Annotated in this window: 24 protein-coding genes, 1 pseudogene and 1 riboswitch; of the genes and pseudogenes, 14 read left to right on the forward strand and 11 right to left on the reverse strand. The window is 69.3% G+C overall.

What is annotated here, in order from left to right; genetic code table 11:
• Nucleotides 1–9: 9 nt before the first annotated feature.
• The gene (locus K7G19_RS15615) at nucleotides 10–786 is read right to left on the reverse strand and encodes an exodeoxyribonuclease III (protein WP_053820911.1); all 777 of its coding nucleotides are present in this window, start codon (nucleotides 784–786) and stop codon (nucleotides 10–12) included.
• A gap of 28 nt (nucleotides 787–814) precedes the next feature.
• Here K7G19_RS15615 and pyrE point away from each other — a divergent pair, with 28 nt between their 5' ends.
• Nucleotides 815–1498: an orotate phosphoribosyltransferase gene (pyrE, locus tag K7G19_RS15620; protein WP_149317253.1), complete on the forward strand. Its 684-nt coding sequence runs from the start codon at nucleotides 815–817 to the stop codon at nucleotides 1496–1498.
• A 123-nt stretch (nucleotides 1499–1621) separates the two neighbouring features.
• Here pyrE and K7G19_RS15625 read toward each other — a convergent pair whose 3' ends face one another.
• The 6 genes from K7G19_RS15625 to K7G19_RS15650 all read right to left on the reverse strand — a co-directional run bounded on the left by K7G19_RS15625 (nucleotide 1622) and on the right by K7G19_RS15650 (nucleotide 6546).
• Nucleotides 1622–2440: a polyphosphate kinase 2 family protein gene (locus tag K7G19_RS15625; RefSeq protein ID WP_226108024.1), complete on the reverse strand. Its 819-nt coding sequence runs from the start codon at nucleotides 2438–2440 to the stop codon at nucleotides 1622–1624.
• Between the two features lie 134 nt (nucleotides 2441–2574).
• Nucleotides 2575–3447 carry a diaminopimelate epimerase gene (gene dapF / locus K7G19_RS15630; RefSeq protein ID WP_226108026.1) on the reverse strand — a complete coding sequence of 291 codons (873 nt, stop codon included), beginning with the start codon at nucleotides 3445–3447 and terminating at the stop codon, nucleotides 2575–2577.
• Nucleotides 3448–3554: 107 nt separating this feature from the next.
• Complete coding sequence (locus tag K7G19_RS15635; RefSeq protein WP_226108028.1) at nucleotides 3555–4448, reverse strand: lipid A biosynthesis lauroyl acyltransferase; 894 nt, start codon at nucleotides 4446–4448, stop codon at nucleotides 3555–3557.
• Nucleotides 4445–5422 (reverse strand): lysophospholipid acyltransferase family protein, encoded by a 978-nt coding sequence (locus K7G19_RS15640; RefSeq protein ID WP_226108030.1) that lies wholly within the window; start codon nucleotides 5420–5422, stop codon nucleotides 4445–4447. Before K7G19_RS15640 ends, K7G19_RS15635 begins: the two co-directional genes overlap by 4 nt.
• Nucleotides 5423–5431: 9 nt before the next feature.
• A complete protein-coding gene (locus K7G19_RS15645; protein WP_226108032.1) occupies nucleotides 5432–6286 on the reverse strand; it encodes a lysophospholipid acyltransferase family protein in 855 nt (284 codons plus the stop codon).
• A gap of 38 nt (nucleotides 6287–6324) precedes the next feature.
• Nucleotides 6325–6546, reverse strand: coding sequence for a hypothetical protein (locus K7G19_RS15650; RefSeq protein WP_149317247.1), 222 nt, complete (start codon nucleotides 6544–6546; stop codon nucleotides 6325–6327).
• Between the two features lie 27 nt (nucleotides 6547–6573).
• Here K7G19_RS15650 and metK point away from each other — a divergent pair, with 27 nt between their 5' ends.
• Entirely contained in the window at nucleotides 6574–7737 is a 1164-nt protein-coding gene (metK, locus tag K7G19_RS15655) for a methionine adenosyltransferase (RefSeq protein ID WP_226108034.1), read from the forward strand.
• Nucleotides 7738–7824: 87 nt separating this feature from the next.
• On the opposite strand, the gene K7G19_RS15660 is transcribed toward metK, so the two are convergent.
• Together K7G19_RS15660 and K7G19_RS15665 are read right to left on the reverse strand one after the other, a co-directional pair.
• Nucleotides 7825–8253 (reverse strand): Hsp20/alpha crystallin family protein, encoded by a 429-nt coding sequence (locus tag K7G19_RS15660; protein WP_149317246.1) that lies wholly within the window; start codon nucleotides 8251–8253, stop codon nucleotides 7825–7827.
• A 31-nt stretch (nucleotides 8254–8284) separates the two neighbouring features.
• Nucleotides 8285–8839, reverse strand: a complete 555-nt coding sequence (locus K7G19_RS15665) for an Hsp20/alpha crystallin family protein (protein ID WP_226108037.1) — start codon at nucleotides 8837–8839, stop codon at nucleotides 8285–8287.
• Between the two features lie 229 nt (nucleotides 8840–9068).
• Between K7G19_RS15665 and K7G19_RS15670 the strand changes: the two genes are divergently transcribed.
• The 3 genes from K7G19_RS15670 (at nucleotide 9069) to K7G19_RS15680 (ending at nucleotide 12461) form a co-directional block, all read left to right on the forward strand.
• A complete protein-coding gene (locus K7G19_RS15670) occupies nucleotides 9069–10022 on the forward strand; it encodes a Kdo hydroxylase family protein (RefSeq protein WP_226108039.1) in 954 nt (317 codons plus the stop codon).
• Between the two features lie 281 nt (nucleotides 10023–10303).
• The gene (locus tag K7G19_RS15675; RefSeq protein ID WP_226108041.1) at nucleotides 10304–11863 is read left to right on the forward strand and encodes a GMC family oxidoreductase; all 1560 of its coding nucleotides are present in this window, start codon (nucleotides 10304–10306) and stop codon (nucleotides 11861–11863) included.
• A gap of 136 nt (nucleotides 11864–11999) precedes the next feature.
• Entirely contained in the window at nucleotides 12000–12461 is a 462-nt protein-coding gene (locus K7G19_RS15680; RefSeq protein ID WP_226108043.1) for a hypothetical protein, read from the forward strand.
• 21 nt (nucleotides 12462–12482) lie between these two features.
• On the opposite strand, the gene K7G19_RS15685 is transcribed toward K7G19_RS15680, so the two are convergent.
• Nucleotides 12483–14150 carry an acyl-CoA dehydrogenase family protein gene (locus tag K7G19_RS15685; RefSeq protein WP_226108045.1) on the reverse strand — a complete coding sequence of 556 codons (1668 nt, stop codon included), beginning with the start codon at nucleotides 14148–14150 and terminating at the stop codon, nucleotides 12483–12485.
• 317 nt (nucleotides 14151–14467) lie between these two features.
• Nucleotides 14468–14569, forward strand: a riboswitch (TPP riboswitch).
• Nucleotides 14570–14673: 104 nt separating this feature from the next.
• Between K7G19_RS15685 and thiC the strand changes: the two genes are divergently transcribed.
• The 7 genes from thiC to K7G19_RS15720 all read left to right on the forward strand — a co-directional run bounded on the left by thiC (nucleotide 14674) and on the right by K7G19_RS15720 (nucleotide 21553).
• Nucleotides 14674–16572 carry a phosphomethylpyrimidine synthase ThiC gene (thiC, locus tag K7G19_RS15690; protein ID WP_149317240.1) on the forward strand — a complete coding sequence of 633 codons (1899 nt, stop codon included), beginning with the start codon at nucleotides 14674–14676 and terminating at the stop codon, nucleotides 16570–16572.
• Nucleotides 16573–16729: 157 nt separating this feature from the next.
• Entirely contained in the window at nucleotides 16730–17932 is a 1203-nt protein-coding gene (locus K7G19_RS15695) for an FAD-dependent oxidoreductase (RefSeq protein ID WP_226108047.1), read from the forward strand.
• Between the two features lie 178 nt (nucleotides 17933–18110).
• Nucleotides 18111–18308, forward strand: a complete 198-nt coding sequence (gene thiS, locus K7G19_RS15700; protein WP_006579970.1) for a sulfur carrier protein ThiS — start codon at nucleotides 18111–18113, stop codon at nucleotides 18306–18308.
• Nucleotides 18309–18312: 4 nt separating this feature from the next.
• On the forward strand, nucleotides 18313–19140 hold the full coding sequence (locus K7G19_RS15705) for a thiazole synthase (RefSeq protein ID WP_149317238.1): 828 nt from the start codon (nucleotides 18313–18315) through the stop codon (nucleotides 19138–19140).
• Nucleotides 19137–20306, forward strand: coding sequence for a thiamine phosphate synthase (locus tag K7G19_RS15710; RefSeq protein ID WP_226108049.1), 1170 nt, complete (start codon nucleotides 19137–19139; stop codon nucleotides 20304–20306). The genes K7G19_RS15705 and K7G19_RS15710 overlap by 4 nt, the downstream gene beginning before the upstream one ends.
• Before the next feature lie 166 nt (nucleotides 20307–20472).
• The gene (locus K7G19_RS15715; RefSeq protein ID WP_149317236.1) at nucleotides 20473–21231 is read left to right on the forward strand and encodes a type IV toxin-antitoxin system AbiEi family antitoxin domain-containing protein; all 759 of its coding nucleotides are present in this window, start codon (nucleotides 20473–20475) and stop codon (nucleotides 21229–21231) included.
• The gene (locus tag K7G19_RS15720) at nucleotides 21224–21553 is read left to right on the forward strand and encodes a nucleotidyl transferase AbiEii/AbiGii toxin family protein (RefSeq protein ID WP_255650792.1); all 330 of its coding nucleotides are present in this window, start codon (nucleotides 21224–21226) and stop codon (nucleotides 21551–21553) included. The genes K7G19_RS15715 and K7G19_RS15720 overlap by 8 nt, the downstream gene beginning before the upstream one ends.
• A gap of 39 nt (nucleotides 21554–21592) precedes the next feature.
• On the opposite strand, the pseudogene K7G19_RS15725 reads toward K7G19_RS15720, so the two are convergent.
• Nucleotides 21593–22012, reverse strand: a pseudogene (locus K7G19_RS15725) (helix-turn-helix domain-containing protein); the annotation flags it as partial.
• A gap of 67 nt (nucleotides 22013–22079) precedes the next feature.
• Between K7G19_RS15725 and K7G19_RS15730 the strand changes: the two are divergent.
• Together K7G19_RS15730 and K7G19_RS15735 are read left to right on the forward strand one after the other, a co-directional pair.
• Nucleotides 22080–23126 carry an acetate--CoA ligase family protein gene (locus K7G19_RS15730; protein WP_226108053.1) on the forward strand — a complete coding sequence of 349 codons (1047 nt, stop codon included), beginning with the start codon at nucleotides 22080–22082 and terminating at the stop codon, nucleotides 23124–23126.
• A complete protein-coding gene (locus K7G19_RS15735) occupies nucleotides 23123–24553 on the forward strand; it encodes an acetyl/propionyl/methylcrotonyl-CoA carboxylase subunit alpha (protein WP_226108055.1) in 1431 nt (476 codons plus the stop codon). Before K7G19_RS15730 ends, K7G19_RS15735 begins: the two co-directional genes overlap by 4 nt.
• The last annotated feature ends 5 nt before the right edge of the window (nucleotides 24554–24558 follow it).

Consider the following 24558-nt stretch of genomic DNA (forward strand, 5'->3'; position numbering starts at 1 on the left):
GCGTTGCCGTTACAGCGGGAAGTCGTAGTCGATCGACAGCGGCGCGTGGTCGCTGAACTTCTCGTCCTTGTAGATCGAGCACGCCTTGGCGGTATCGGCGATCTTCGGCGTGGCCAGGTGATAGTCGATGCGCCAGCCGACGTTCTTCGCGTAGGCCTGGCCGCGGTTGCTCCACCAGGTGTATTGCTCGGGCCGCGGGTCCAGCTTGCGGAACACGTCGACATAGCCGTGCACGTCGAACAGCTCGCCGATCCAGGCACGTTCCTCGGGCAGGAAGCCGGAGTTCTTCAGGTTGCCCTTCCAGTTCTTGATGTCGATTTCCTTGTGCGCGATGTTGACGTCGCCGCACAGCACGATCTCGCGCCCGCTGGCCTTGAGCTGCAGCAGATGGGGCAGGAAGGCCTCCATGAAGCGGTACTTGGCCAGTTGCCGTTCCTCGGAGCTGGAGCCCGACGGCACGTAGACCGAGATCACGGCCAGATGCGGATACTGCACTTCGACATAGCGGCCTTCGCTGTCGAACTCGGCGTTGCCGAAGCCGGTGATGACGCGCTCGGGCTTGTGGCGGGTGTACAGGCCGACGCCGCTGTAGCCCTTCTTCTCGGCGTAGTGGAAGTAGCCGTGATAGCCGTGCGGCGCCAGGAAGGCCTCGGTCATGTCGGCGGCCTGCGCCTTGAGCTCCTGCACGCAGACCATGTCGGCGTCCTGCTTGCCCATCCAGTCGAAGAAGCCTTTCTTGGCCGCCGAGCGGATGCCGTTGAGGTTGGCACTGATAATCCGTAACATCTCGGGAAATTTTTTGAAGAGAGAAAAGATGACGCAGCAAACCACGCCGGCGGCGGACGACCTCAGCCAGACCTTCATCCGCTTCGCGCTGGACGCGGGCGTGCTGTCCTTCGGCGAATTCGTCACCAAGGCGGGACGCAAATCGCCGTATTTCTTCAACGCGGGGCTGTTCAACGAGGGCGCCACGCTGGGCCAGGTGGCGCAATTCTATGCGAAAACCCTGCTGGCCTCGGGTGTCGCATTCGACATGCTGTTCGGGCCCGCCTACAAGGGCATCACGCTGGCGTCGGCCACCGCGGTGGCGCTGGCGGGCATGGGCCGCAACGTCGGCTTCGCCTACAACCGCAAGGAAGCCAAGGACCACGGCGAGGGCGGCACGCTGGTCGGCGCGAAGCTGCAGGGCAAGGTGGTGATCGTCGACGACGTGATCTCGGCCGGCACCTCGGTGCGCGAATCGGTGCAGATGATCCGGGCTGCCGGCGCCGAGCCGGCCGCGGTGCTGATCGCGCTGGACCGGATGGAGAAAAGCGGCACCGCCGAGCAGATCGGCGCGCATTCCGCGGTGCAGGACGTGCAGCGCGAATTCGGCGTGCCGGTGATCGCGATCGCCTCGCTGGCTGACCTGCTGGCGTATCTGGACGCCGCGCAGGACCCGGCGCTGGGCGCCTCGCGCGACGCGGTGGCGGCCTACCGGCAGCGCTACGGCGTTTGAACTCGGGCCTGCGGGGCGGGCCTCGTCAAGCCCCCGCAAGGCCTTCGGCCCTCGGGGCTGCGGGCCCCGCGCCCGTCGGGCCCCAATCCTTGCTTCCCCCGCTCGACTTCGACGACTCGACGACTACTCGACCTTCAGCTTGTCCAGCCCCGGCGCGGACGGCGGATAGGCCGGCTTGAGCCGCGCGAAGGTCTCGCGCAGGATCTCCGCGACCATCAGATTGCGGTGCGTCTTCGAATCGGCCGGAATCACGTGCCAGGGCGCCTCCGGCGTCGCCGTCGCGGCGATCGCGTCCTGGTAGGCGTCCATATAGGCGTCCCAGTGCCGGCGCTCGGCCAGGTCGTTGGGATCGAACTTCCAGTGCTTCTGCGGATCGGCGAGCCGCGCCTCGAGCCGGGACTTCTGCTCGTCCTTCGAAATATGCAGGAAGCACTTGACCAGCGTGGTGCCGGTCTCGACCAGCAGGCTTTCGAAGTGGCGGATCTGCCGGTAGCGGCGCTCGCACTCGGCCGCGTCGATCCAGCCATGCACGCGCGTGATCAGCACGTCCTCGTAGTGGCTGCGGTTGAACACCGCGATCTCGCCGGCGCGCGGCACCTGGGCGTGGACGCGCCACAGGTAGTCGCGCGCCTTCTCCTCCGAGGTCGGCGCCTTGAAGCCGACCACGCGCAGCCCCAGCGGATCGAAGCTGCGGAACACGCCGCGCACCGTGCCATCCTTGCCGCTGGTATCCATGCCCTGCAGGATCACCAGCAGCTTGCGCGACTGCTCGGCGTAGAAGATGTCCTGCTGCTCGTCCAGATGCGTCGACAGCTCGGTCAGGCGGGCCCGGTCGCTGGTCTTGTCGCCGCTGGAGAAGGGCTTGGCGCCCGCATCGAAGCGGTCCAGGCGAAAGCCCTTGCCGTTGGCGATGCGGTAGGGATCGAGCGGCGTGACTGGCATGGGCGCTACTCCGCGTTGGCGCCGGGGGTCCGGCAGGGTCACTGGGGCAGGTCGGGCAGCTTGGGGGAGGTCGGGCAGCTGGGGCAGGTCCGGCAGCTGAGAACGTCCGGGCGCGTGCCACCAAATCGCTGGAATCAGCCGCGCGGCTGCAACGCGTCCAGCTCGATCGAGCCTTCGAATACCGTGGTGGCCGGACCGGTCATCCGCACCGGGGTCCCGTCGCCGTCCCAGGCGATGCTCAGGTCGCCGCCATGCGTATGCACCTTGACCGGCGAGTCGAGCAGGCCGCGCCGGATGCCGGCGACCACGGCCGCGCAGGCGCCGGTGCCGCAGGCCAGCGTCTCGCCGGAGCCGCGCTCGAACACGCGCAGCCGGATCGTATTGCGGTCGACCACCTGCATGAAGCCGGCATTGACCCGCTTCGGGAAGGCGGCATGGTGCTCGATTACCGGGCCGTCCTCGCGCACCGGGAAGCGCTCGGTGTCGTCGACCACCTGCACCGCATGCGGATTGCCCATCGACACCGCCGAAATCCACACGGTGCGGCCATTGGTTTCGATGCCGTACAGCGTGTCGCCGCCCTCGGTGCGCGTCGGCAGCCCCTCGGGCAGGAACGGGATCCGCGCCGGCTCGAACTCGGGCGCGCCCATGTCGACCGTGACCTGGCCGTCGTCGTTCAGCGTCAGCGTGATGACGCCGTTCATCACCTCGACGCGGACCGAGCGCTTGTCGGTCAGGCCGTGGTCGGTGACGAACCGGACGAAGCAGCGCGCGCCGTTGCCGCAGTGCTCGACCTCGCCGCCGTCGGCGTTGAAGATCCGGTAGCGGAAGTCGACATCGGGCCGGGTCGGCTTCTCGACGATCAGGATCTGGTCCGCACCCACGCCGAAATGCCGGCTCGCCAGCGCGCGCCATTGCTCGGTGCTCAGGTTCAGGGTCTGGTGGATGCCGTCCAGCACGACGAAGTCGTTGCCGGCGCCGTGCATCTTGGTGAACTGGATTTTCATGGCGCGGTTCGGGAAAAGCCGGGACCGGTCAGGACCGGAAGCCGGAAGGCCGCGGGCGGCCGGTGTCGGTGTTCTGGGTTTGCGGCCGCCGCAATGTCGGCCGAACGTCAATATATCTCGGGTTCGCCGGGCGGGCGATGCTTGAAGCGTTTGTGCACCCAGTAGTACTCGGCGATGCGCGGGCGGATGCAGTCCTCGAAGAAGGCGTTCATCCGCCGCGTGTCCTCGGTCACGCTCTCGCCCGGATAGTTGTCCCAGGCGGGCAGGATGCGCAGCACATAGCCGCGATAGTCTGGCAGCTGCTCGGTATAGATCGGCACGACCTTGGCGCCGGTCAGCCGCGCCAGCCGCGACACCGAGGTCAGCGTCAGCGCCTGCGCGCCGAAGAAGGGCACGAATTCCGAGTCGCGCTCGCCGAAGTCCATGTCGGAGATCAGCTGCAGCGCCTCGCCCTTCTTCAGGCAGCGGATGATGTCGCGCACGCTGTCGTTGCGCGCAATCATGTTGGCGCCGAAGCGGCCGCGGGCCTGCTTCAGGAAGCCGTCGAACAGCGCATTCTTCTGCTTGGTGTAGAGCGACGCGCCCGAGCGGCCCACGTGGTCGCGCAGGTAGATCGTCAGCCGGATCGCGCCGGCCTCGACGCCGGACAGGTGCAGCGTGACCAGGATGTGCGGCTCGCCGTCGAGCGCGACCAGGTTGGCCTGGTCGTCGATCTGCACCCAGCGGCGCATCTGTGTCTCGCTGCCGGTCCAGAAGATGCCGCGCTCGGCGAAGCTGCGGAACACCGAGCGGAACGACTGGCGCGACAGCTCGGCGATCTCGGCCTCGGACTTGTCGGGGAAGGCCAGGCGCAGGTTGGCGCGGACCACCTCGCGGCGGCCGCTGGGAAACAGGTACAGCAGGCTGCCGAGCCCTTCGCCGAAGCGGGCGACCAGGGGGTAGGGCAGCTTGCCGAGCACGGTCAGCAGACCGATGCCCAGCCAGGTGAAAAGACGGCTCATGGATGCGAAGTCGGGGAAGTCGGTTCCGTGGCGGACAGGTCGGCCGCCCCGGCCGCCGTGGCGGCCGTGGTGGCGCCCAATGCTGGCGGGGCGGGCGGCGTGGATGGCGCGGGCGCCTCGGGCGGCCACGGCGGCGGCAATTCCGCGCCGGCCGGGTGCTTGTAGCGGTTGTAGCCCCACAGGTACTGGGTCGGTGCCAGCCGTACCAGCTCCTCCACCACGCCGTTGATCACGGCGGCGGCGGCGGCCGGATCCTCGGGCAGCGGCTCTTCGATCACACGCAGAAAGGCACGATAGCCGCCGCCGCGCGGCAGACGGATCGAGGCAACGATGGCGACCGGCGCGCCGCTCCATTGCTGCAGCCGCTGCACCAGCGTCATCGTGTACGCGGGACGGCCGAAGAACGGCGCCCACGTGCCCTCGCCGCCGATCGGCACCTGGTCGGGCAGGATGCCGATGGCCTCCTTGCGCTTGAGCGCCTTGACCAGCATGCGCACGCCGCGCGGATTGGCCGGCGCGCTGGTCATGTTGGGGCGGTTGCGCATGCGTTCGACCCAGTCGCGCAGCCAGGGCTGGTGCGGCGGCTTGAACAGCACCGTGACGGGCCGGCGCATCGCATACGACTGCGGCAATACCTCGAAGCAGCCCAGGTGCGGCGTCAGCACGATCACGCCGCGTCCCTGGTCCTGCAGTCGGTCCAACGCCGGCCAGACTACCTCGTTGAAGTCGTACAGCTTCGCCTTGATGGTGTGCCGGGTCCAGAAATAGGGCATCTCCAGGATCATGCGTCCCATCGAGCGGGCGGCCTCGTTCACCATCTCGTCGGTGGCGTCAGGAAAGGCGTGGCGGAAGTTCTCGGTCAGGCGCGTCCCGTAGCGGCCCGGCCACTTGGCTGCCAGCAGGCCCAGCGCGCCGCCGATGGCCTGCAACCAGGCCAGCGGCAGGCGGGAAATCAGCCAGAACAGGTAAGTCATGGGAGTCTGTCACGCGGCTTGGGGCGGGAGCTCCGCACCCGCCGGGTGCTTGTAACGGTTGTAGCCCCACAGGTATTGCGTCGGCGCTTCGGCGACCAGCGATTCGACCGTGCGGTTGAGCACGGTGGCTGCCTCGACGGGATCGTCCGGCAGCCTGTCTTCCAGCACCCGCATGTGGGCGATATAGGTGGCGCCTTGCGCGGTGCGCTCGGCGAAGACCATCGCGATCGGCGCGCCGGTCAGTTGCTGCAGCCGCTGCACCAGCGTCATGGTGTACGCGGGCTTGCCGAAGAACGGCGCCCATACCCCTTCGCCGCCCTTGGGCACCTGGTCGGGCAGGATGCCGATCGACTCGCCGCGCTTGAGCGCCTTGACCAGCGTGCGCACGCCGCGCGGCGTGGCCGCCGCCATCACCAGATTGGGCCGGGTGCGCATGCGCTCGATCCAGTCGCGCAGCCATGGCTGGTGCGGCGGCTTGTACAGCGCGGTCACCTTGTGGCGCAGCGCGTACGCCTGCGGCAGTACTTCGAAGCAACCGAGATGGGGGACCAGCATGATCAGCCCGTTGCCCTTGCCCAGCAGCCGGTCGAGCTCCGGCCAGGTGTGTTCGGAGAACCCGGCCAGCCGCGCCTTCAGCGTCCTGCGGCTCCAGAAGTACGGCATCTCCATCACCATCCGGCCGGTGGAGCGCGCCGCCTCGGCCAGCATCTGGTCGGTGGCGTCGGGATAGGCCTGGCGGAAATTCTCGGTGAGTCGCCTGCCGTAGCGGCCCGGCAGGCGCGCGGCCAGCAGGCCGAGCACGCCGCCAATGGCTTGCAGCCATGCCAGCGGCAAGCGGGCAATCAGCCAGAACAGGAAGGTCATGGAGTCCCAACAAGGGGCCGGCCCCGGGCCGGCGTGGTTCATTCTTCCGCGGTTATTGTTTCGCGGCCGCCGCCGATCGCCTCGGCGAGCGCCGATGGCCTCGGCACACCGTTGCGGCGGCGCGTGTGCGGCGCCGCGCAGGCGCGTATAATACCGCGCATCGCCGAGTTAACTGACAACTTGCGGGGCGATACCGTCTCATCAGGACGTGCTGAAAATACCGCTAAAGCGTCGCCGCCCGGACTGAACATGGTTGGCACGCAATAGCTAACCTGGAGAAAAAGTTCGTGGCAAACGACTTCCTCTTTACTTCGGAATCCGTCTCCGAAGGCCATCCCGACAAGGTCGCCGACCAGATTTCCGACGCCGTCCTGGACGCCATCCTGGCCCAGGACAAATACGCGCGCGTCGCCGCCGAAACCCTGTGCAATACCGGGCTGGTGGTATTGGCCGGGGAAATCACCACCACGGCCAACGTCGACTATATCCAGGTCGCGCGCGAAACCATCAAGCGCATCGGCTACGACAACACCGATTACGGCATCGATTACAAGGGCTGCGCCGTGCTGGTGGCCTACGACAAGCAATCGCCCGATATCGCGCAGGGCGTCGACCGTGCCTCGGACGATTATCTGAACCAGGGCGCCGGCGACCAGGGCCTGATGTTCGGCTATGCCTGCGACGAGACCCCGGAACTGATGCCGTTCCCGATCTACTACTCGCACCGCCTGGTCGAGCGCCAGTCGCAGCTGCGCCGCGACGGCCGCCTGCCCTGGCTGCGTCCGGACGCCAAGTCGCAGGTCACCGTGCGCTATGTCGACGGCCGTCCGCACAGCGTCGACACCGTGGTGCTGTCGACCCAGCACGCGCCGGACATCACCCAGGCGCAGATCCGCGAGGCGGTGATCGAGGAGATCATCAAGCCGGTGCTGCCGCCCGAGATGCTCAAGGACACCAAGTACCTGGTGAACCCGACCGGCCGCTTCGTCATCGGCGGCCCGCAGGGCGACTGCGGCCTGACCGGCCGCAAGATCATCGTCGACACCTATGGCGGCGCGGCGCCGCACGGCGGCGGCGCGTTCTCGGGCAAGGACCCGTCCAAGGTCGACCGCTCGGCGGCCTACGCGGCCCGCTATGTGGCCAAGAACGTGGTGGCCGCGGGCCTGGCGCGCCAGTGCCAGGTGCAGGTCAGCTACGCGATCGGCGTGGCGCGCCCGATCAACGTGACGGTCTACACCGAAGGCACCGGCAAGATCTCGGACGAGGCGATCGCCAAACTGGTGATGGAGCACTTCGACCTGCGGCCCAAGGGCATCGTGCAGATGCTGGACCTGCTGCGACCGATCTACGAGAAGACCGCCGCCTACGGCCACTTCGGCCGCGAGGAGCCGGAATTCCCGTGGGAAGCCACCGACAAGGCCGCGGCACTGCGCGCGGCGGCCGGGCTGTAATCCTTCCTGGTGTTCTCCCCTCTCCCGCCCGCGGGAGAGGGGCCGGGGAGGGCAGCGGCGGCCCAAAGGCCACCGCCGCCCTCACTCTCACCCTACCTTCACTTCGATCCGACGCGGCTGCGCTTCGGCCTGCTTCGGAATCCGCAGATTCAGCACGCCGTCCTTCAGCACCGCCGAGATCGCGCTGCTGTCCAGCTCGCGGCTCAGCGTGAAGACGCGCTTGTAGCGGGCGATCTGCACCTCGGCATAGACCGGCTCCAGCCCTTCGGGCATCTCCTGGCGAATCTCGCCCTCGATGGTCAGGCTGTCGCGGTCGGCGCGCACCTGCAGCGTGTCGCGCGACACGCCCGGCAGGTCCGCCAGCAGCGTGATGCCGGTCGAATCCTCGGTCACGTCCACGCGCGGCAACAGCGTCGCGTTGGCGGCCGCATTGCCGTTGTCGTTCTTCCCGCCGACGTTCGCGTTCACGTTCAGGTTCCGGTCCTGGTCGGTCCGGGTGACGGCTTGATCGTTCATGATGAACCTCCTGCTCGGTGCAATCATCGGGTCAGTTCACGGTGATCCGGCGCGGCTGGGCCGATTCCTGGCGAGCGATCGAGATCCGCAGCAGCCCGTCGCGATAGGTGGCGTCGATCCGGGCGGTATCGACGTCCTCCGGCAGCGAAATCACGCGCCGGAAGCTGCCGTTGAAGCGCTCCCGCACATAGACGTTGGTGTCCTCGCCCAGCCTTGAAGAGCCCGAGCCCGAGCCCGAGCCCGAGGCCGACTGGCCCTGCTGGCCGGCCTGCTGACTGGCCGACGGGTCGGTCTGCCCGCTCTGCGCGGTCTGTGGCTGCGTGCCCTGCATCTGCGCGCTGCGCTGGCCGGCGATGGTCAGCAGGCCGCGGTCGACGCTGACGTCGAGCGTGGACGGATCGATACCCGGCGCGAAGGCATAGACCTCGACGCTGGACGGCGTCATGCCGATGTTGACGGCAGGAAACGCGCCGCGCGCCACCGCGCGGATGCTGCTCGGCGTCGAGAGGAACTGTTGCAGTTCGCGCTGCAGCCGGTCGAACTCGGCAAACAGGCTGCCCGGAGAACTCAGCAACGATGCGTACATGGCATTACCTCCTTGCTCCTTGCTACTCCTAGCGACTCGTATTCGGACCGGCGCGGCCGGCCCCCCGCGTGCCGGCGCTGGCCGGCGCGCTTCGTCACGAATGTAGTGTCGGACGACGTCGCTTCAAGAGCCGAAAACATGGCGCGACGCTGGCGCGCCAAGCGTGCCGTGGCGCGGCGGTAGAATCGCGCCATCAGGCGTGGCACACGCCAGCATGCCGAGGAATCCCATGTCCGTTCAAACCGCTGTCCCTCCCGTCGCGCCTTCGACCGGCGCGGCGCCGTCCGCCGCTGCCGGCGGGCTCGACCTGATCCGCCCGCAGCCCTATACCGACTGGGCGCCGCAGCTGCGCGCCGAAACGGCCGCGGGCCTGCGCCGCGAGCTCGAGCAGGGCGCGGTGCTGTACTTCCCCGACCTGCATTTCCGCTTCGAACCGGGCGAGGAGCGCTTCCTCGACAGCCGCTGGTCGGATGGCAAGTCCAAGAACATCAACCTGCGCGCCAACGACACCGCGGTGCGCGGCGCCGTGGGCAGCCCCCAGGATCTCGCCGACCTGTACGCGCTGATCCGGCGCTATGCCGAATACAGCGAGCGGCTGGTGCTGGCGCTGTTCCCCGAATACGGCCCGCATCTGGAGCGCGCCGGCACCTCGCTGCGGCCCAGCGAAATCGCCGGGCGCCCGGTCAGCTGGCGCAAGGACGATACGCGGCTGCACGTGGACTCGTTCCCGTCCAATCCGATGCTGGGCAAGCGCCTGCTGCGCGTCTTCCACAACATCGATCCGCAGGCGCCGCGGGTGTGGCGCGTCGGCGAGCCCTTCGCCGATTTCGCCCAGCGCTTCGTGCCGCGCACCAAGGGCATGTGGCCGGGACAGGCCTGGCTGATGAAGCAGCTGCATATCACCAAGCGCGAGCGCTCGGAATACGACCACCGCATGCTGCAGCTGCACGACATGGCCAAGGCCGACCTGGACTACCAGGCCAAGGTACCGCAGCAGGAATTCCACTTCCCGCCGGGTTCGACCTGGATCGTCTTCAGCGATCAGGTGCTGCACGCCGCGATGCGCGGCCGCGCGATGATGGAGCAGACCTACTACCTCGATCCGCGCGCGATCTCGGACCACACGCACTCGCCGGAAGCGGTGCTGTCGCGGATGCTGGGCAAGCCGATGCTGAAGGCGTAATACCGGCCGCAAGGGCGGGGCGCGCGCGCGTCCTGCCTACTTTTTCCTGCCATTCCCCCCGCCTTTTCCCGGCATTCCCGCCATTTCCGCCGCGCGTTCGCCGCGTTTCCCCCGCGTTTTCGCCGGGCTCGACCGGCCCCTCCGCGTTCTCCTTCTGCCCCTCGACAAAGCGCCTACACTGGGCAGCATAGACCGCGTTCGCGCCCCGTCCGCCGGCCCTGCGTGGCGGCCCGATGCGCGAAGCAAGCGGCGCGCCGACTTGCCATCGTGCGAGGGGACAAATGGACACCAGTTTCGATTACATCGTGATCGGGGGCGGCGCGGCGGCGTGCGCGCTGGCCGGCAGGCTCGCCGACAGCGGCAGCGAATCGATCGCCCTGCTCGAGGCCGCCTGGCCCGACGATGACGCGCCGGACTGGGGTCCCTATCTGCGTGGCGCGCCATCCGACTACGACGGCTGGGCCGAGGCCGGCTGCGACGGCTGGTCCTGGGACGACGTGCTGCCGTGCTTTCGCCGCGCCGAATGCAATACCCGCGTGATGGGGCGCGACGATGACCCCTGGCATGGCGGCAACGGTCCGCTGCATGTCGGCGATCCCTCCGCGCCTTCGCCGCTGGCCCGCTACTTCGTCGAGTCGGCCGCCCATGCCGGCCACCCGCGCAACGACGACTTCAATGGCCCCCGGCAGGAGGGCGTCGGCTGGTTCCAGAGCGCGCGCCATCGCGGCGAGCCGTGGAGCGCGGCGCGTGCCTATCTGCATCGCGGCGTCGGCGGCAACCTGCAGGTCCTGCACGGCATGCAGGCGCAGCGCATTCTCTTCGAAGGCCGCCGCGCGGTCGGCGTGCAGGCGCTGCGCCACGGCCGGCTCGTCCAGTTGCGCGCGCGGCGCGAGGTGGTGCTCGCCGCCGGCGCGATCGGCTCGCCGCAACTGCTGATGGTCTCCGGTATCGGGCCCGCCGATCATCTGCGCGAGCACGGCATCGGCGTCGTGCAGCATCTGCCGGGCGTGGGTTTGAATCTGCAGCAACCGGTCGGCATGCTGCTGCACAAGCGCGGGCCGACGCCGCCGTCGCTGCGGCAATCGTTCGGGCCGCGTTTTCTCGGCGGCGATTCGTCGATCGGCAGGTCGCTCGCCGCGGCGTGGCACTGGCTGCGGCATGGGGCCGGACTCGGCGGGCGGCGCAACACGCTGGCGCAGGCGGAGCCCGTCAGCGCGGGCGCGCTGCTCAGGAGCCAGCCTGAACTCTCCGAACCCGATCTGCAACTGCGCTTCGTGGTCGGGCCGGGCCATGCGCGCGGCGATGGGGACGGGCATGGCCAGAGCTACGGCTGCCGCGTGCTGCTGCTGCGTCCGCGCAGCCGCGGACGGTTGCGGCTGGCGGGCGGCGACCCGCAGCGGCGGCCGCTGGTCGAGGCCGGCCTGCTCGGCGATGCGCAGGACGTGCGCGACCTGATCGCGGGCGTGGCGCTGGTGCGGCGCATCCTCGCGCAGCCGCCGCTGGCCGCGTTCGGCGGCAAGGCGCTGTATTGCGGCGGGGTGCGCGCCGATCCCGATGACGACGCGGCCATCGACGCGCTGGTCCGCGCCCATGCGGAAGGCGCGGAGCGGCCGGCCGGCACCTGCCGGATGGGCATCGATGCGCTGTCGGTGGTCGATCCGCAATTGCGCGTGCGTGGGGTCGAGGCGCTGCGCGTGGCCGATGCGTCGATCATGCCGACGCTGGCCGGCGGCGATGCCGATGCGCCGGCGATCATGATCGGCGAGCGCGCGCACGACCTGATCCGCCATGGTCCGCGGGTACGGCTGCGTGCGCTGGAGACCTTGCTGGCGCGCGCCTGAGCGGCGCCCTGCGAAAGGCGGCCGCCGGTTTTTCCAGCAATTGCCGCATTCCTTTCCCTTTTCGGTACGCCGGTACAGGCGCAGCGGCCCGCTTGGCCCGCGCGGCCGGGCGGAAGCCTTACCCTGTGGGCCCACCATGGAAGGGAGAGCCACCGTGCAATACACAAGGACAAGCAGGGCCGCGGTCTCGCATGCCGGCTGGCCCCACGTGGACACGCCCCATCGCCAGCCGCCCGCCAGCACCGCCACCGCCGCCACCACCACCACGGCCCTGCTTCCGTCCCATCGCATCGACTGGATCGAAAGCGACGGCAACCACGCCCCCGATCCTGGCGCTGATGGATTGCGGCGTGTCTGGATCGCCCTCGGGTCCTTGACGCGCCATCATCGCGCGCTGGCGACCGTGGTCATGGCCACGGCGATGTCGCTGCCGATCGGCCTGGCGGGCGCCGTTGTGCTGGTCCGCGGCGACCCGCGATCGCTCAACCCGGGCGTGGCAATGATCATCGCGGCCACGGGCCTGTGGTGCGGCACCTGCTGCCTATCCTGTCTGGATGAATGCCGGCGCCTGCTGCGCGACAGCGAGTCCAACGAGTAGTCCTGAGCGCAACGCCTGCAATCAAGCCGGCCAGGCCCGCTCGATCAGCCGTCCCAGCTGCGCGGCGCTGCCGTCGAGCGTGCCGAACACGCGCCCATGCTGCCGTTCCAGGCGGCTGGCGACGAAGCGCTCGGCGCTGTCGGCATCGGCATGCGCGAGCATCAGCGCCGCCTGCGCGGTCAGCACCAGGCCCTGGGCGAAACGGCGCGCGCAGGTCTCCTGCTCTTCCAGCGCGGCGCGCAGCATCGCCTGCAGCGAAGCGAGTTCGGCACGCACCGCGGCATGCCCGCCGGCGCGCTGGCCGAGATCCTGCAGCAGCCGCAGCGCATCGTCGGGACTGCGCTGGATCGCGCGCAGCACGTCCAGGCACATGATGTTGCCCGACCCTTCCCAGATCGAATTGACCGGCGCCTCGCGGTAGAGCCGCGCCATCGGCCCCTCCTCGACGTAGCCGTTGCCGCCCCAGACCTCCATTGCCTCGCCGGTGGCCTCAATCGCGCGCTTGCAGATCCAGAACTTGGCGGCGGGCGTCACGATGCGTTTCCATGCGCCGGCCAGCGGGTCGGTAGCGGCATGCTCGAACGCATGCGCGAGCTCCATCATCAGCAGCGTCGCGGCCTCGCTCTCGAGCGCGAGATCGGCCAGCACATTGCGCATCAACGGCTGATCGGCAAGCCGCTTGCCGAAGGCGCTGCGATGGCGCGCATGGTGGATCGACTGCACCAGCGCGGTTCGCAGCAGCGCCGCGCTGCCGATCACGCAATCGAGCCGGGTATTGGTGGCCATCTCGATGATGGTCGGAATGCCGCGGCCTTCCTCGCCGATCAGGATGCCGCTGGCGCCGCGGAATTCGACCTCGCTGCTGGCGTTGGAGCGGTTGCCGAGCTTGTCCTTGAGCCGCTGGATCTGGATCGCGTTGCGGCTGCCGTCGTCGCGAAAGCGCGGCACGAAGAAGCACGACAGCGGTCCGTCCTCGGCGCCCATGCGGGCCACCACCAGATGCGCGTCGCACATCGGCGCGGAGAAGAACCACTTGTGGCCGGTCAGCGCGTACTCGGCGCCGCGACCCTCGCCGCGCACCGGTCGCGCCACCGTGGTGTTGGCGCGCACGTCCGAGCCTCCCTGCTTCTCCGTCATGCCCATGCCGATCATTACCGCGCGCTTGTCGCGCCAGGGCAGGTCCTCGGGATCGTGCGCGGTGGCGTACAGCCGCGGCGCCAGTTCGCTGAACAGCGCGGCCTCCTTCTGCAGCACAGGGATGCTGGCGAAGGTCATCGTCGCCGGGCACAGCGAGCCCGATTCGAGCTGCGCCTGCAGGAAGTAGCCGGCGGTGCGCGCGGCCCAGGCGCCGGGACGTGGCTGTGCGAACGGCAGCGCGTGCAGCTGGTGGCTGCGCAGCAGCGACAGCAGCGCATGCCAGCTCGGGTCGAAGCGGACCTGGTCGATCCGTTCGCCGGTGCGGCTGTGAGTATGCAGTTCGGGCGGATGGCGATTGGCCTGGTCGGCCCACGCCTGGACCTCCGGCTGGCCCAGCGTCGCGCCGAACTCGCGCAGTTCGCCGGCATGCCAGCCGCCGCCGAGGCGTTCGAGCGCGGCGCCGAGCGCGGTGTCGATGGCGAACGGATTGTGGTGCGCCAGGTCGGGGACCTGGTTGAAGACGCGGTGGGTGGCGGCGTCGCTGGTGCTCATGGTGTCTCCTGTGGCGGACGGTCCTGTCTCTGCCCATGCCGTTACCGTTGCAATCGTTGGCGGCCTGCGATCGTTGGCGCCGGATCCGTCGGCGGCCAATCGTCGGCGGCCAATCGTCGGCGACCAATCGTCGCCGGCCCGGCGCGCGTGCGCAAGCACGCTGTCTGCATGGTAGAGCAACGCGCGAGCCGCCGGCTGCGGCGGACGCAGGCGGCCCGGGCGTCACGCCAACGGGCCGATCCGATACCGCAGCGCACCACAGTCCGAATGAAACAAGGCTGGCGCAGCCAGTCCCCTTGTGCTTAAATTGGCCCCGTTGGATGAAACAGGGGTGCCGTGCGGATTGGCCGCGCGGCTGAGAGAGTCCCTTCGAACCCGATCCGGTTAGTACCGGCGTGGGAAGTTTCACTGAAGACCGCAGTTCCCGCCGGCGCGCATTCCAGCCGCGCCAGCATGGTCCCCGAGGGACATGCTCACAGGACTCCTGGTTTCGTCCATCCCCCAAAGAGAGAGGACGATATCCATGGCCCGCAATCACGCCGCCCCCGCCGCATCCTTCGAATCGCTCGAAAGCGATCTCGACCAGAAGTTCGCCTACCCCGCTTCGACCAAGACCTATCTGACCGGCAGCCGTCCGGACATCCGCGTGCCGATGCGCACCATCCTGCAGACCGCCACGCGCACCGAGCACGGCGAGATGCCGAACCCGCCGATCCCGGTCTACGACACCTCGGGCCCGTACAGCGACCCGGACGTGCGCATCGACCTGAAGGCCGGTCTGCCGCCGGTGCGGGCCAAATGGATCGAGGAACGCGGCGATACCGAGGTGCTGCCGGGCCTGTCGTCCGAGTACGGCCGCGCGCGGGCCAACGATCCGGCCACCGCGCACCTGCGTTTCGCGCAGCTGACCAATCCGCGCCGCGCCAAGGCCGGCGCCAATGTCACGCAGATGCACTACGCCCGGCGCGGCATCGTCACGCCCGAGATGGAGTACATCGCTCTGCGCGAATCGCTGAACCTGCAGGCGCTGTACGACAAGCCCGAGTACAAGGCGCTGCTGCGCCAGCATCCCGGCAATGCGCTGGGCGCCGGCCTGCCGCTGCGGCCGGAGGACATCACGCCGGAATTCGTGCGCCAGGAAGTGGCCGCCGGCCGCGCGATCATCCCCGCCAACATCAACCACACGGAACTCGAGCCGATGATCATCGGCCGCAATTTCCGCGTGAAGATCAACGGCAACCTGGGCAATTCGGCGGTGACCTCTTCGCTGGCCGAGGAAGTCGAGAAGATGGTCTGGTCGATCCGCTGGGGCGCCGACACCATCATGGACCTGTCCACCGGCAAGCATATCCATGAGACGCGCGAATGGATCCTGCGCAATTCGCCGGTGCCGATCGGCACGGTGCCGATCTACCAGGCGCTGGACAAGACCGGCGGCATCGCCGAGGACCTGACCTGGGAGATGTTCCGCGACACGCTGATCGAGCAGGCCGAGCAGGGCGTGGACTACTTCACGATCCACGCCGGCGTGCTGCTGCGCTATGTGCCGCTGACCGCCGACCGCGTGACGGGCATCGTCTCGCGCGGCGGCTCGATCATGGCCAAATGGTGCCTGGCCCACCACAAGGAAAACTTCCTGTACACGCACTTCGACGAGATCTGCGAAATCATGAAGGCCTACGACGTGTCGTTCAGCCTCGGCGACGGCCTGCGTCCGGGCTGCATCGCCGACTCGAACGACGAGGCGCAGTTCGGCGAACTGCGCACGCTGGGCGAGCTGACCGCCAAGGCGTGGAAGCACGACGTGCAGGTAATGATCGAAGGCCCGGGCCACGTGCCGCTGCAACGCATCCAGGCCAACATGGACGAGGAGCTCAAGCACTGCTACGAGGCCCCGTTCTACACGCTCGGACCGCTGGTCACCGACATCGCCCCCGGCTACGACCACATCACCAGCGGCATCGGCGCGGCCAATATCGGCTGGATGGGCACGGCGATGCTGTGCTACGTCACGCCGAAGGAGCACCTGGGCCTGCCGGACAAGGAAGACGTGCGCGAGGGCATCATCACCTACAAGATCGCCGCGCATGCCGCCGATCTGGCCAAGGGCTGGCCGGGCGCGCAGCTGCGCGACAACGCGCTGTCGAAGGCGCGCTTCGAGTTCCGCTGGGAAGACCAGTTCAACCTGGGTCTCGATCCGGAGCGCGCGCGTTCGTTCCACGATGCGACGCTGCCGGCCGAGGGCGCCAAGATCGCCCACTTCTGCTCGATGTGCGGTCCGAAGTTCTGCTCGATGAAGATCACGCAGGACGTGCGCGACTACGCCGCGTCGCTGAAGGAGGCGGGCGCCGACGAGGCCGAGCGCGGCATGCAGGAGAAGTCGATCGAGTTCGTCCGGCAGGGCGGCAAGATCTACTCGTAAGGGACGGGGCCGTCGTTCCCGCGAAGGCGGGAACCAGCGAGCTGGCTCTCCACGAGGGGCAGGGGCGCTGGGCTCCGCGCGCGCGGGGCGACGGCCGTTTCCCGCTCCGCCCTGACGTTCCCCGGCTCCCCATGGCCGGGCTGGCACAATACACCCCATGAAACAGCAGTTTGACGTCGCCATTCTCGGCGCCGGCCTGGCCGGACGCCTGGCCGCCTGGCGCCTGGTCCGCGGTGGCCTGCGCGTGGCCCTGGTCGAACGCGCCGGTCCCGACGGCGCGGGCGCGGCCGCCCATGTCGCCGCCGCGATGCTGGCGCCGCTGGCCGAATCGGCCATCAGCGAGCGCCGCATCGTCGAGCTGGGCATCGCCAGCGTGGACCTGTGGCGCGCATGGGTGGCCGAATTGAACGCCGAACAGGCGGACGAGCCCACCGCGGTCGACCCGGTCTTCTTCCAGCAGGACGGCACGCTGGTGGTCTGGCACGCCCACGACCGCGGCGAGATGCCGCTGTTTACCAGCCGCATTCGCGCCGTGTCGCCGCCGGAACTGGTGGCCGAACGGCTGCGCCGGCTCGACGCGGCCGGCATCGCGTCGCTCGAACCGGCGCTGGCCGGGCGCTTCCAGCAAGGGCTGCTGCTCGAGCGCGAGGGCCAGCTGGACAACCGCGGCACGCTGCGCGCGCTGCTGGCCTGCGCGGTCTCCGCCGGCGTGCATTGCGTCTGGGAAGCGGGCGAGATCGACGAGCGCGACCTGCCGCGGCTTGGCATCGACGCGCGCGTGGTGCTGGATTGCCGCGGCCTGGGCGCGCGGGCCGCGTGGCCCGCCGAGGGCGCTATTGGAGGCGGCGGGGGCGGGATGCCGGGCCTGCGCGGCCTGCGCGGCGAGGTGGTACGGGTGTTCGCGCCCGAGGTCTCGCTGCACCGGCCGGTACGGCTGCTGCATCCGCGCTATCCGATCTATATCGCGCCCAAGCCGAACCACCTGTACGTGATCGGCGCCACCGAACTGGAAAGCGAGGACGACTCGCCGATGAGCGTGCGCTCCGCACTGGAGCTGTTGTCGGCTGCGTATTCGCTGCATCCGGCCTTCGGCGAGGCGCGCGTGCTGGAGCTGAACGTGCAGCGCCGGCCCACGCGTCCCGATCATCTGCCGGCGGTACGGGTCGACGAGCAGGCGCGCGTGGTGCGCCTCAATGGCCTGTACCGGCACGGCTTCCTGATCGCGCCGGCGGTGGTGGAGGCGGCCTGCGAGGTCGTGCGCGCACTGGCCGACGGCGATCCCGCCGCCCATGCGGTGCCGGCTTCGGCCCGCTGGCCCGGCATGATCGCGCCCGTGCATGGCAACGCGGTGCTGCATTGATGGCCGCAACGATGCCCACACCGAGGCCTGCGTTGATGGCCGCATCGATGCCAGCGTTGACGCCCTGCCGCGCGACGCCATCGCGCGCCGCCGAATCCGACGCAACCGCGCACGGCTTTCGCCTGCGAGCGTCGCCCGGCCAAGCTCGTCCCAACTGATGACACACGCGCTGAACACCATGGAAATCCTGCTCAATGGCAAGCCGCTTGCGCTGAACGCGCCGGCCACGCTGGCCGACGCGGTGGCCGCGGCGCAGATCCCGCCACCGTTCGCCGCCGCGCTCAACGGCCGCTTCGTGCCGCGCGCCGCCCATGCGGATACGCCGCTGTCCGCCGGCGACCGCATCGATCTCGTGCAACCCGTTACCGGAGGCTGATCCCATGACCTTCCCGACCCAGGATGCCGTGCGCGATCCCTTCGTGCTCTACGGCGAATCGTTTTCCTCGCGGCTGCTGCTCGGCACGGCGCGCTATCCGTCGCCGGCGACGCTGCAATCGGCGGTCGAGGCTGCACGGCCGGCCATGCTGACGGTCGCGCTGCGCCGCCAGGGCGCGGTCGGCGACGGCGAGGGCGGCCAGGCCTTCTGGCAGATGCTCAAGTCGATGCAGGTGCCGGTGCTGCCCAATACCGCCGGCTGCATGGCGGCGCAGGAGGCGATCACCACCGCGATGATGGCGCGCGAGGTGTTCGAGACCGACTGGATCAAGCTGGAGCTGGTCGGCGACGACTACACGCTGCAGCCCGACACGCTGAACCTGCCGGCCGTGGCCGAGACGCTGATCAAGGAAGGCTTCAAGGTGCTGCCGTATTGCACCGAGGATCTGGTGCTGTGCCGCCGCCTGCTCGACGCCGGCTGCCAGGCGCTGATGCCGTGGGCCGCGCCGATCGGCACCGGCAAGGGCGCTGTCAATCCGCACGCGATGCGGGTGCTGCGCGATCGCCTGCCGGACACGCCGCTGATCGTCGACGCGGGCCTGGGCCTGCCCTCGCATGCGGCGCAGGTGCTCGAATGGGGCTACGACGGCGTGCTGCTCAACACCGCCGTGGCCCAGGCCGCGTATCCGATCGAGATGGCGCGTGCCTTCGCACGGGCGGTCGAGGCGGGGCGCCTGGCCTATCTGGCCGGACCGATGCCCGAGCGCGAGATCGCGCAGGCCAGCACGCCGGTGGTCGGCATGCCGTTCTGGCACGCACAGGAGCACGCATGACACGCCAACCGACGCCGATGCCGGTCGATACGGCGCTGCAATCCGCGCTGGTCGCGCGCCATGGCGAGACCTTCGGCGTGGCCGACCGCGGCTGGCGCGCCTGGCGGCTGCAGGACGCGCTGACGGCCGATGCCGCCGAGCCGCTGGGCCAGGCCGACCTGCTGTTGGCCGACGGCGAGGTAGATGCCGCGACGATCGACCGGGTCGCCGCGCGCGGCGCGATGCTGATCCAGACCGAGCGCGAGGGCGGCCAGTGGATCGACACGGTGCGCTCGCCGATGGGGACCTGGGTGTTTGCCACGCAGGCCGATGCCAACGGCGATGCCGCGCAATCGCCCGCTTTCGTCGCGACGCTGCTGGCCACGCTGGCGCTGCATTTCCCCGCGCACGATGCGCTGTGCCTGGCGCGCGCCTGGCAGCCCGGCACGCTCGACTGGCCCGCCGCGTTTTCCCGCTTCCCGCGCGTGCGGCACGCCGCGCTGGTCGCGCCGGAGCAGTCGGCCGAACCGTTCGTGCCATGCCCGGCGCGCCTGGGCCTCTACGCCGTGGTGCCGACCGCCGACTGGATCGAACGGCTGGTGCCGCTCGGCGTCCCGACCGTGCAGCTGCGCTTCAAGTCCGACGACGCGGCCGCGGTGCGCGAGCAGATCGCCCGCTCGGCGCTGGCCGCGCGCGGCAGCCGCAGCCGGCTCTTCATCAACGACCATTGGCGCGCCGCGCTGGACTACCACGCCGCGCACGGCAACGACAGCGCGGGCAGCGGCATCTACGGCATCCACCTCGGCCAGGAAGACCTGGACGAAGCCGACCTCGACGCGCTGCGCGCCTCCGGCCTGCGGCTCGGCGTTTCGACGCACGGCTACGCCGAGATGCTGCGCGTCGCGCCGCTGCGCCCCAGCTACCTGGCGCTCGGCGCCATCTTTCCGACCACCACCAAGGTGATGCCGACCCAGCCGCAAGGGCTGGGACGCTTCTATGCCTATGCCCGCCTGATGCGTGAGCAGGTACCGGCGCTGGTCGGCATCGGCGGCGTCGACGCGAGCAATTTGCCGCAAGTACTGGAAGCCGGCGTCGGCAGCGCGGCCGTGGTGCGCGCGATCACCGAGGCCGCCGACGTGCCGGCGGCGGTGGCGCGGCTGATGGCGGCGTTTGGGGAGGCGGACTGAGGGCAGGACCGGCGTTGTATTCCGGGCGATTCCATCGCCCGGAAAGCGCTGTCGCCTACGCCGGTTGATTAGATCCTGCGGTAAAAATAAACCAAGAGTCGACGGACGGAGCGGAATCCAATCCTCTTGCGCCTTCCTTGATTAGATCTGGTGCTATTCTTCAACCATGGTTGAAGTTTCCCGCTACCAGATAATCAAACGCCTGCAGACCGGCCTGCACCGCGGGGCGCCATTCGACCTCGCGACGCTGCGCCAATTCGGCGTGTCGCCGCAGCTTGCCGCGCGATATGCGGACGGCGGCTGGCTGGTTCGTCTCGCCCAAGGCGTCTACGCCTTTCCCAACGACGACTTCGGCATCGAAGGCGCCCTTCGCTTCCTGCAGAAGCAGGTGCCCGGCTTTCATGCCGGTGGCAGGACGGCGCTCGCCTGGCAGGGGATGCGACACAACCTCGGCAGCCGCGAAACCCTGGTGCTTTGGGGCGACACTCGTTTTGCGCTTCCGGGCTGGTTCACGGAACGGCATCCGGCGCGCTATGTGCATGCCCGTTTGTTCGACTGGCCAGATGCGGGGCTGGCGGAGCGAACAGTGGTAACGCCGCCCGGCATGTCGGAGGGCGTGCGCGTCGCCGCCCCGGAACGTGCGGCACTTGAGATGCTTTACGAAGCCGGTGTTAAGCAAAGTCTGGAGGAGGCGCGTAACGTCTTCGACGTTTTACGTTCCCCTCGCAAGGACCTGCTCGGACAATTGCTATCGTGCTGTACCAGCGTCAAGGCCGTTCGGCTTTTCCTGACGTGGGCTCGAGAGACCGAACTGGTCGATGTCGATGCCCTGCTGGCACAGTACCCGGTGCGCTCAGGCAGCAACAAGCGATGGATCGGCCGTCTCGACGACGGCACGTTGCTCAGCCTGAAGCCCCATGGATAACGCCTACGCCGATACCGTCCGCCTCCTGCTTGCCGTTGCGCCCATCGTTTTTTCCGGCGATCCGTTCGCCATGAAAGGTGGCACCGCAATCAACCTGTTCGTTCGCGACATGCCTCGCCTCTCCGTGGACATCGACGTGGTTTACCTTCCGCGCGACGTGCCGAGAGAGGACGCAATACGCGCCATCCAACTCGAGCTCACCGCCATCGCGCAACGCGCCGCGGCGCTCCGCCTGCGCACAACGTTCCGCGAGCGGCGCCCCGCCGAGTTTGCGAGGCAGCTGGAATTGCTGGAGGCGGGACTCGCGGCGCACGGACGGTGAATCGGCGCAGGACCGGCCGATGACCTCGGGCCTGGCGCGCTAACGGTCGCTTCCGCCCCCCGCCCCCCGCGCCAGCAGCGTGTACAGATGCGAGCGCGAAATCCCCAGCGCCTGTGCGGCGCGCTTCTTGTTGCCGCCATGTTCGGCGATGGCCTTGAGTGCGGCTTCGTAGGCCAGTTCCCGCAGGGCGGAGGGGCGGGAGGCAGGGGGACTCGAAACGGGCGCCGGGGTCTCGCCGCGCGGGTCGTCTTCCCACTCGTGTTCGGCATAGCTTCTCGCCAGCGGGTGCGGCGCTGCATCGGTGGCCAAGGCCGCTGACGCCGCCGCGCTCTCGTCGCCGCGGGCGAAGTCGGCCACGCGCAGGCGGCCGCCGTCGCAGAACACCAGCGCTTCTTCGATCTTCTGCCGTAGCTGGCGGATGTTGCCCGGCCACGGCCGTTCGGCCAGGTGGCGGGGGACCGCGCCGTACGACTTCGACGACTTCTCCGCGCAGACCGGGCGCTTTGCCGCGGCCAGCGGCGTGCCGGTGGTGGTCAGCGCCAATCAGGAGTGGGTCGCGCAGGCCTTCCGCCGGCATGGCGTGCCGGTGTTCGACAGCGAGCGCGCGGCCATGCGCGCGTTGGGGCTGCTGTCGCGCCATGTGCAGGCGCGTGCCGCGGTGCTGGCGGCGCCGGGGGCGGTACCGGCATCAGCGGCATCACCGGCATCAGCGGCATCAGCGGCATCACCGGCATCAGCGGCGCCAGCGGTATCGGCAGCATCACCGGCAGTGCCGGCTTCCTCGAGCGGTGCCGCTACGTTCGCCACCACCACGCTCGACGAAGTACAAAGCCTTTCACAACTGGCCGCGGCCGGGTTGCCAGCGGTCGCCCATCGCCTGTGCCGCGACCGCGAGCAGGTGCGGCGCGCCGTTGCGGAGCTGGGTTTGCCGGTGGTCGCCAAGGGCGTGTCGGCGTCGATCACGCACAAGTCCGAATACGGGCTGGTGCGCCTGGGCCTCGACAGCGAGGAGCGCGCGCTGGCCGCCTTCGACGAGCTCGATGCCAGATTGGCCAAGCTGGCCGCCGAGCGGGGCGTCGAGCATGGCGGCGTGCTGATCGCGCGTCAGCACAAGGGGGCGTTCGAACTCGCGGTCGGCGCGCATCGCGATCCGGTCTACGGGCCGGTCGTGATGATCGGTCAGGGCGGCGTGCTGGTCGAGGCGCTGGACGACGTGCAGTTCCTGCCCGCGCCGTTCTCCGCCGCGCAGGCGCGCGACGCCATCGCGCGCCTGCATATCGCCCGCGCGTTCGGCGCGGTGCGCGGCATGCCGGCCGTCGATGTCGAGCGGCTCGCGGCGATGCTGGTGACGCTGGGCGACTGGTTCGCCGGCAGCGGGGCCGGACGTGAGGCCGGACTTGAAGCCGGACATGAAGCCGGACTTGAAGCCGGACTTGAAGCCGGACTTGAAGCCGGACTTGAAGCCGAGTCGGTCGATGCCAATCCGGTGATCGTGCCGCGCGGCGACGCCGCCCCGGTGATCGTCGACGCCGTGGTCGTGCGGCGCGTTGCCGATGGCGAGGTGCCGCGATGACCCCCAAATTGCAGATCCGTCCGCTGCGCCGCGTGCTGGTCGCGAACCGCGGCGCGGTAGCCGCGCGCATCCTGCGCGCGCTGAACGCGCAGGGCATCGAGTCGATCGCGGTCTATTCGGACGCCGATGCCGAAGCGCCCTACCTGCAGCAGGCCACGGTGCGCGTGCGGCTGGGCGAGGCACCGCCGCTGCAGAGCTATCTGAACCAGGACGCGCTGCTGCGGATCGCGCGCGAGCATGGCGCCGACGGCGTGCATCCGGGCTACGGCTTCCTGTCGGAGAACGCCGGCTTCGCCGAGCGCGTCGAGGCGGCGGGGCTGTGTTTCATCGGTCCGTCGTCGCGCTGGATCCGCCGGCTCGGCCACAAGACCGAGGCGCGCGCGCTGATGGCGACCCACGGCATGCCGATGACGCCGAGCAGCGCCGTGCTGTCCGACGATCCGGACGTGGTCGCCAGGGCCGCCGCGCGCATCGGCTATCCGGTGCTGATCAAGCCGGCCGGCGGCGGCGGTGGCATCGGCATGCTGCCGGCGCGCGACGAGAGCGAACTGGCCGCGGCATGGCAGCGCGCGCGCTCGGTCGCGCAGCGCAGCTTCGGCCAGGCCGAGCTGTATCTGGAGAAGCTGATCGAGCGCCCGCGCCATATCGAGTTCCAGGTGCTGGCCGACCGCTATGGCGGCGTGCGCGTGCTCGGCGAGCGCGACTGCTCGGTGCAGCGGCGCCACCAGAAGGTCATCGAGGAGGCGCGCGCGCCCAACGTGCCGGCCGACGAGATCGACGCGATGGCAAGGCGCCTGGCCACGCTGCTGGCGGCGCTCGGCTACGACGTGATCGGCACCGTCGAGATGCTGTACACGCCGGCGACCGGCTTCGTCTTTCTCGAGCTCAATACGCGCCTGCAGGTCGAGCATGCGGTCACCGAGCAGGTCACCGGCATCGACATCGTCGCGGCGCAGTTGCGGCTGGCGCGCGGCGAGCCGATCGAGGCGGTGCTGCCGGCGCCGCTCCGGCTGCGCGGCCATGCGATCGAGGCGCGGGTCTATGCCGAGGACCCGGTGCGCTTCCTGCCGTCGCCCGGGCCGCTGACGGTGTATCGGCCGCCGGTGGGCGAGGGCGTGCGCGTCGAGACCGGCTATGCCGAGGGCGGCCGTGTCACCTCCTACTACGACCCGATGCTGGCCAAGGTGATCGCCACCGGCGCCGATCGCGCGCAGGCCATTTCGCGGTTGCGCGCGGCGCTGGACGCCTTCGCCATCGAGGGCGTCAAGACCAATATTCCCTTTATCCAGCGGGTGCTCGCCGACGACGATTTCATCGCCGGGCGCATCGATACCGGCCTCGCGCAGCGCGTGCTGGCCGGCGAAGCGATGGCAGAAACCAGGGCACCCGGCGCTTCGCCGGCGCCCGCCTCCACCCTGACAACCTGATCCCC

Source organism: Cupriavidus sp. DB3, assembly GCF_020418465.1.
Lineage (GTDB): Bacteria > Pseudomonadota > Gammaproteobacteria > Burkholderiales > Burkholderiaceae > Cupriavidus > Cupriavidus cauae.

Coding starts and splice junctions, on each gene's coding strand:
- K7G19_RS15715 (WP_149317236.1), top strand. CDS start 20,473: ATGGTTGAAGTTTCCCGCTACCAGATAATCAAACGCCTGCAGACCGGC.
- K7G19_RS15665 (WP_226108037.1), bottom strand. CDS start 8,839: ATGTACGCATCGTTGCTGAGTTCTCCGGGCAGCCTGTTTGCCGAGTTC.
- K7G19_RS15635 (WP_226108028.1), bottom strand. CDS start 4,448: ATGAGCCGTCTTTTCACCTGGCTGGGCATCGGTCTGCTGACCGTGCTC.
- pyrE (WP_149317253.1), top strand. CDS start 815: ATGACGCAGCAAACCACGCCGGCGGCGGACGACCTCAGCCAGACCTTC.
- K7G19_RS15675 (WP_226108041.1), top strand. CDS start 10,304: ATGGACACCAGTTTCGATTACATCGTGATCGGGGGCGGCGCGGCGGCG.
- K7G19_RS15705 (WP_149317238.1), top strand. CDS start 18,313: ATGACCTTCCCGACCCAGGATGCCGTGCGCGATCCCTTCGTGCTCTAC.
- K7G19_RS15720 (WP_255650792.1), top strand. CDS start 21,224: ATGGATAACGCCTACGCCGATACCGTCCGCCTCCTGCTTGCCGTTGCG.
- K7G19_RS15640 (WP_226108030.1), bottom strand. CDS start 5,422: ATGACTTACCTGTTCTGGCTGATTTCCCGCCTGCCGCTGGCCTGGTTG.
- K7G19_RS15660 (WP_149317246.1), bottom strand. CDS start 8,253: ATGAACGATCAAGCCGTCACCCGGACCGACCAGGACCGGAACCTGAAC.
- K7G19_RS15625 (WP_226108024.1), bottom strand. CDS start 2,440: ATGCCAGTCACGCCGCTCGATCCCTACCGCATCGCCAACGGCAAGGGC.
- K7G19_RS15615 (WP_053820911.1), bottom strand. CDS start 786: ATGTTACGGATTATCAGTGCCAACCTCAACGGCATCCGCTCGGCGGCC.
- K7G19_RS15670 (WP_226108039.1), top strand. CDS start 9,069: ATGTCCGTTCAAACCGCTGTCCCTCCCGTCGCGCCTTCGACCGGCGCG.
- K7G19_RS15680 (WP_226108043.1), top strand. CDS start 12,000: ATGGAAGGGAGAGCCACCGTGCAATACACAAGGACAAGCAGGGCCGCG.
- K7G19_RS15685 (WP_226108045.1), bottom strand. CDS start 14,150: ATGAGCACCAGCGACGCCGCCACCCACCGCGTCTTCAACCAGGTCCCC.
- K7G19_RS15695 (WP_226108047.1), top strand. CDS start 16,730: ATGAAACAGCAGTTTGACGTCGCCATTCTCGGCGCCGGCCTGGCCGGA.
- thiC (WP_149317240.1), top strand. CDS start 14,674: ATGGCCCGCAATCACGCCGCCCCCGCCGCATCCTTCGAATCGCTCGAA.
- K7G19_RS15645 (WP_226108032.1), bottom strand. CDS start 6,286: ATGACCTTCCTGTTCTGGCTGATTGCCCGCTTGCCGCTGGCATGGCTG.
- K7G19_RS15735 (WP_226108055.1), top strand. CDS start 23,123: ATGACCCCCAAATTGCAGATCCGTCCGCTGCGCCGCGTGCTGGTCGCG.
- thiS (WP_006579970.1), top strand. CDS start 18,111: ATGGAAATCCTGCTCAATGGCAAGCCGCTTGCGCTGAACGCGCCGGCC.
- dapF (WP_226108026.1), bottom strand. CDS start 3,447: ATGAAAATCCAGTTCACCAAGATGCACGGCGCCGGCAACGACTTCGTC.
- K7G19_RS15710 (WP_226108049.1), top strand. CDS start 19,137: ATGACACGCCAACCGACGCCGATGCCGGTCGATACGGCGCTGCAATCC.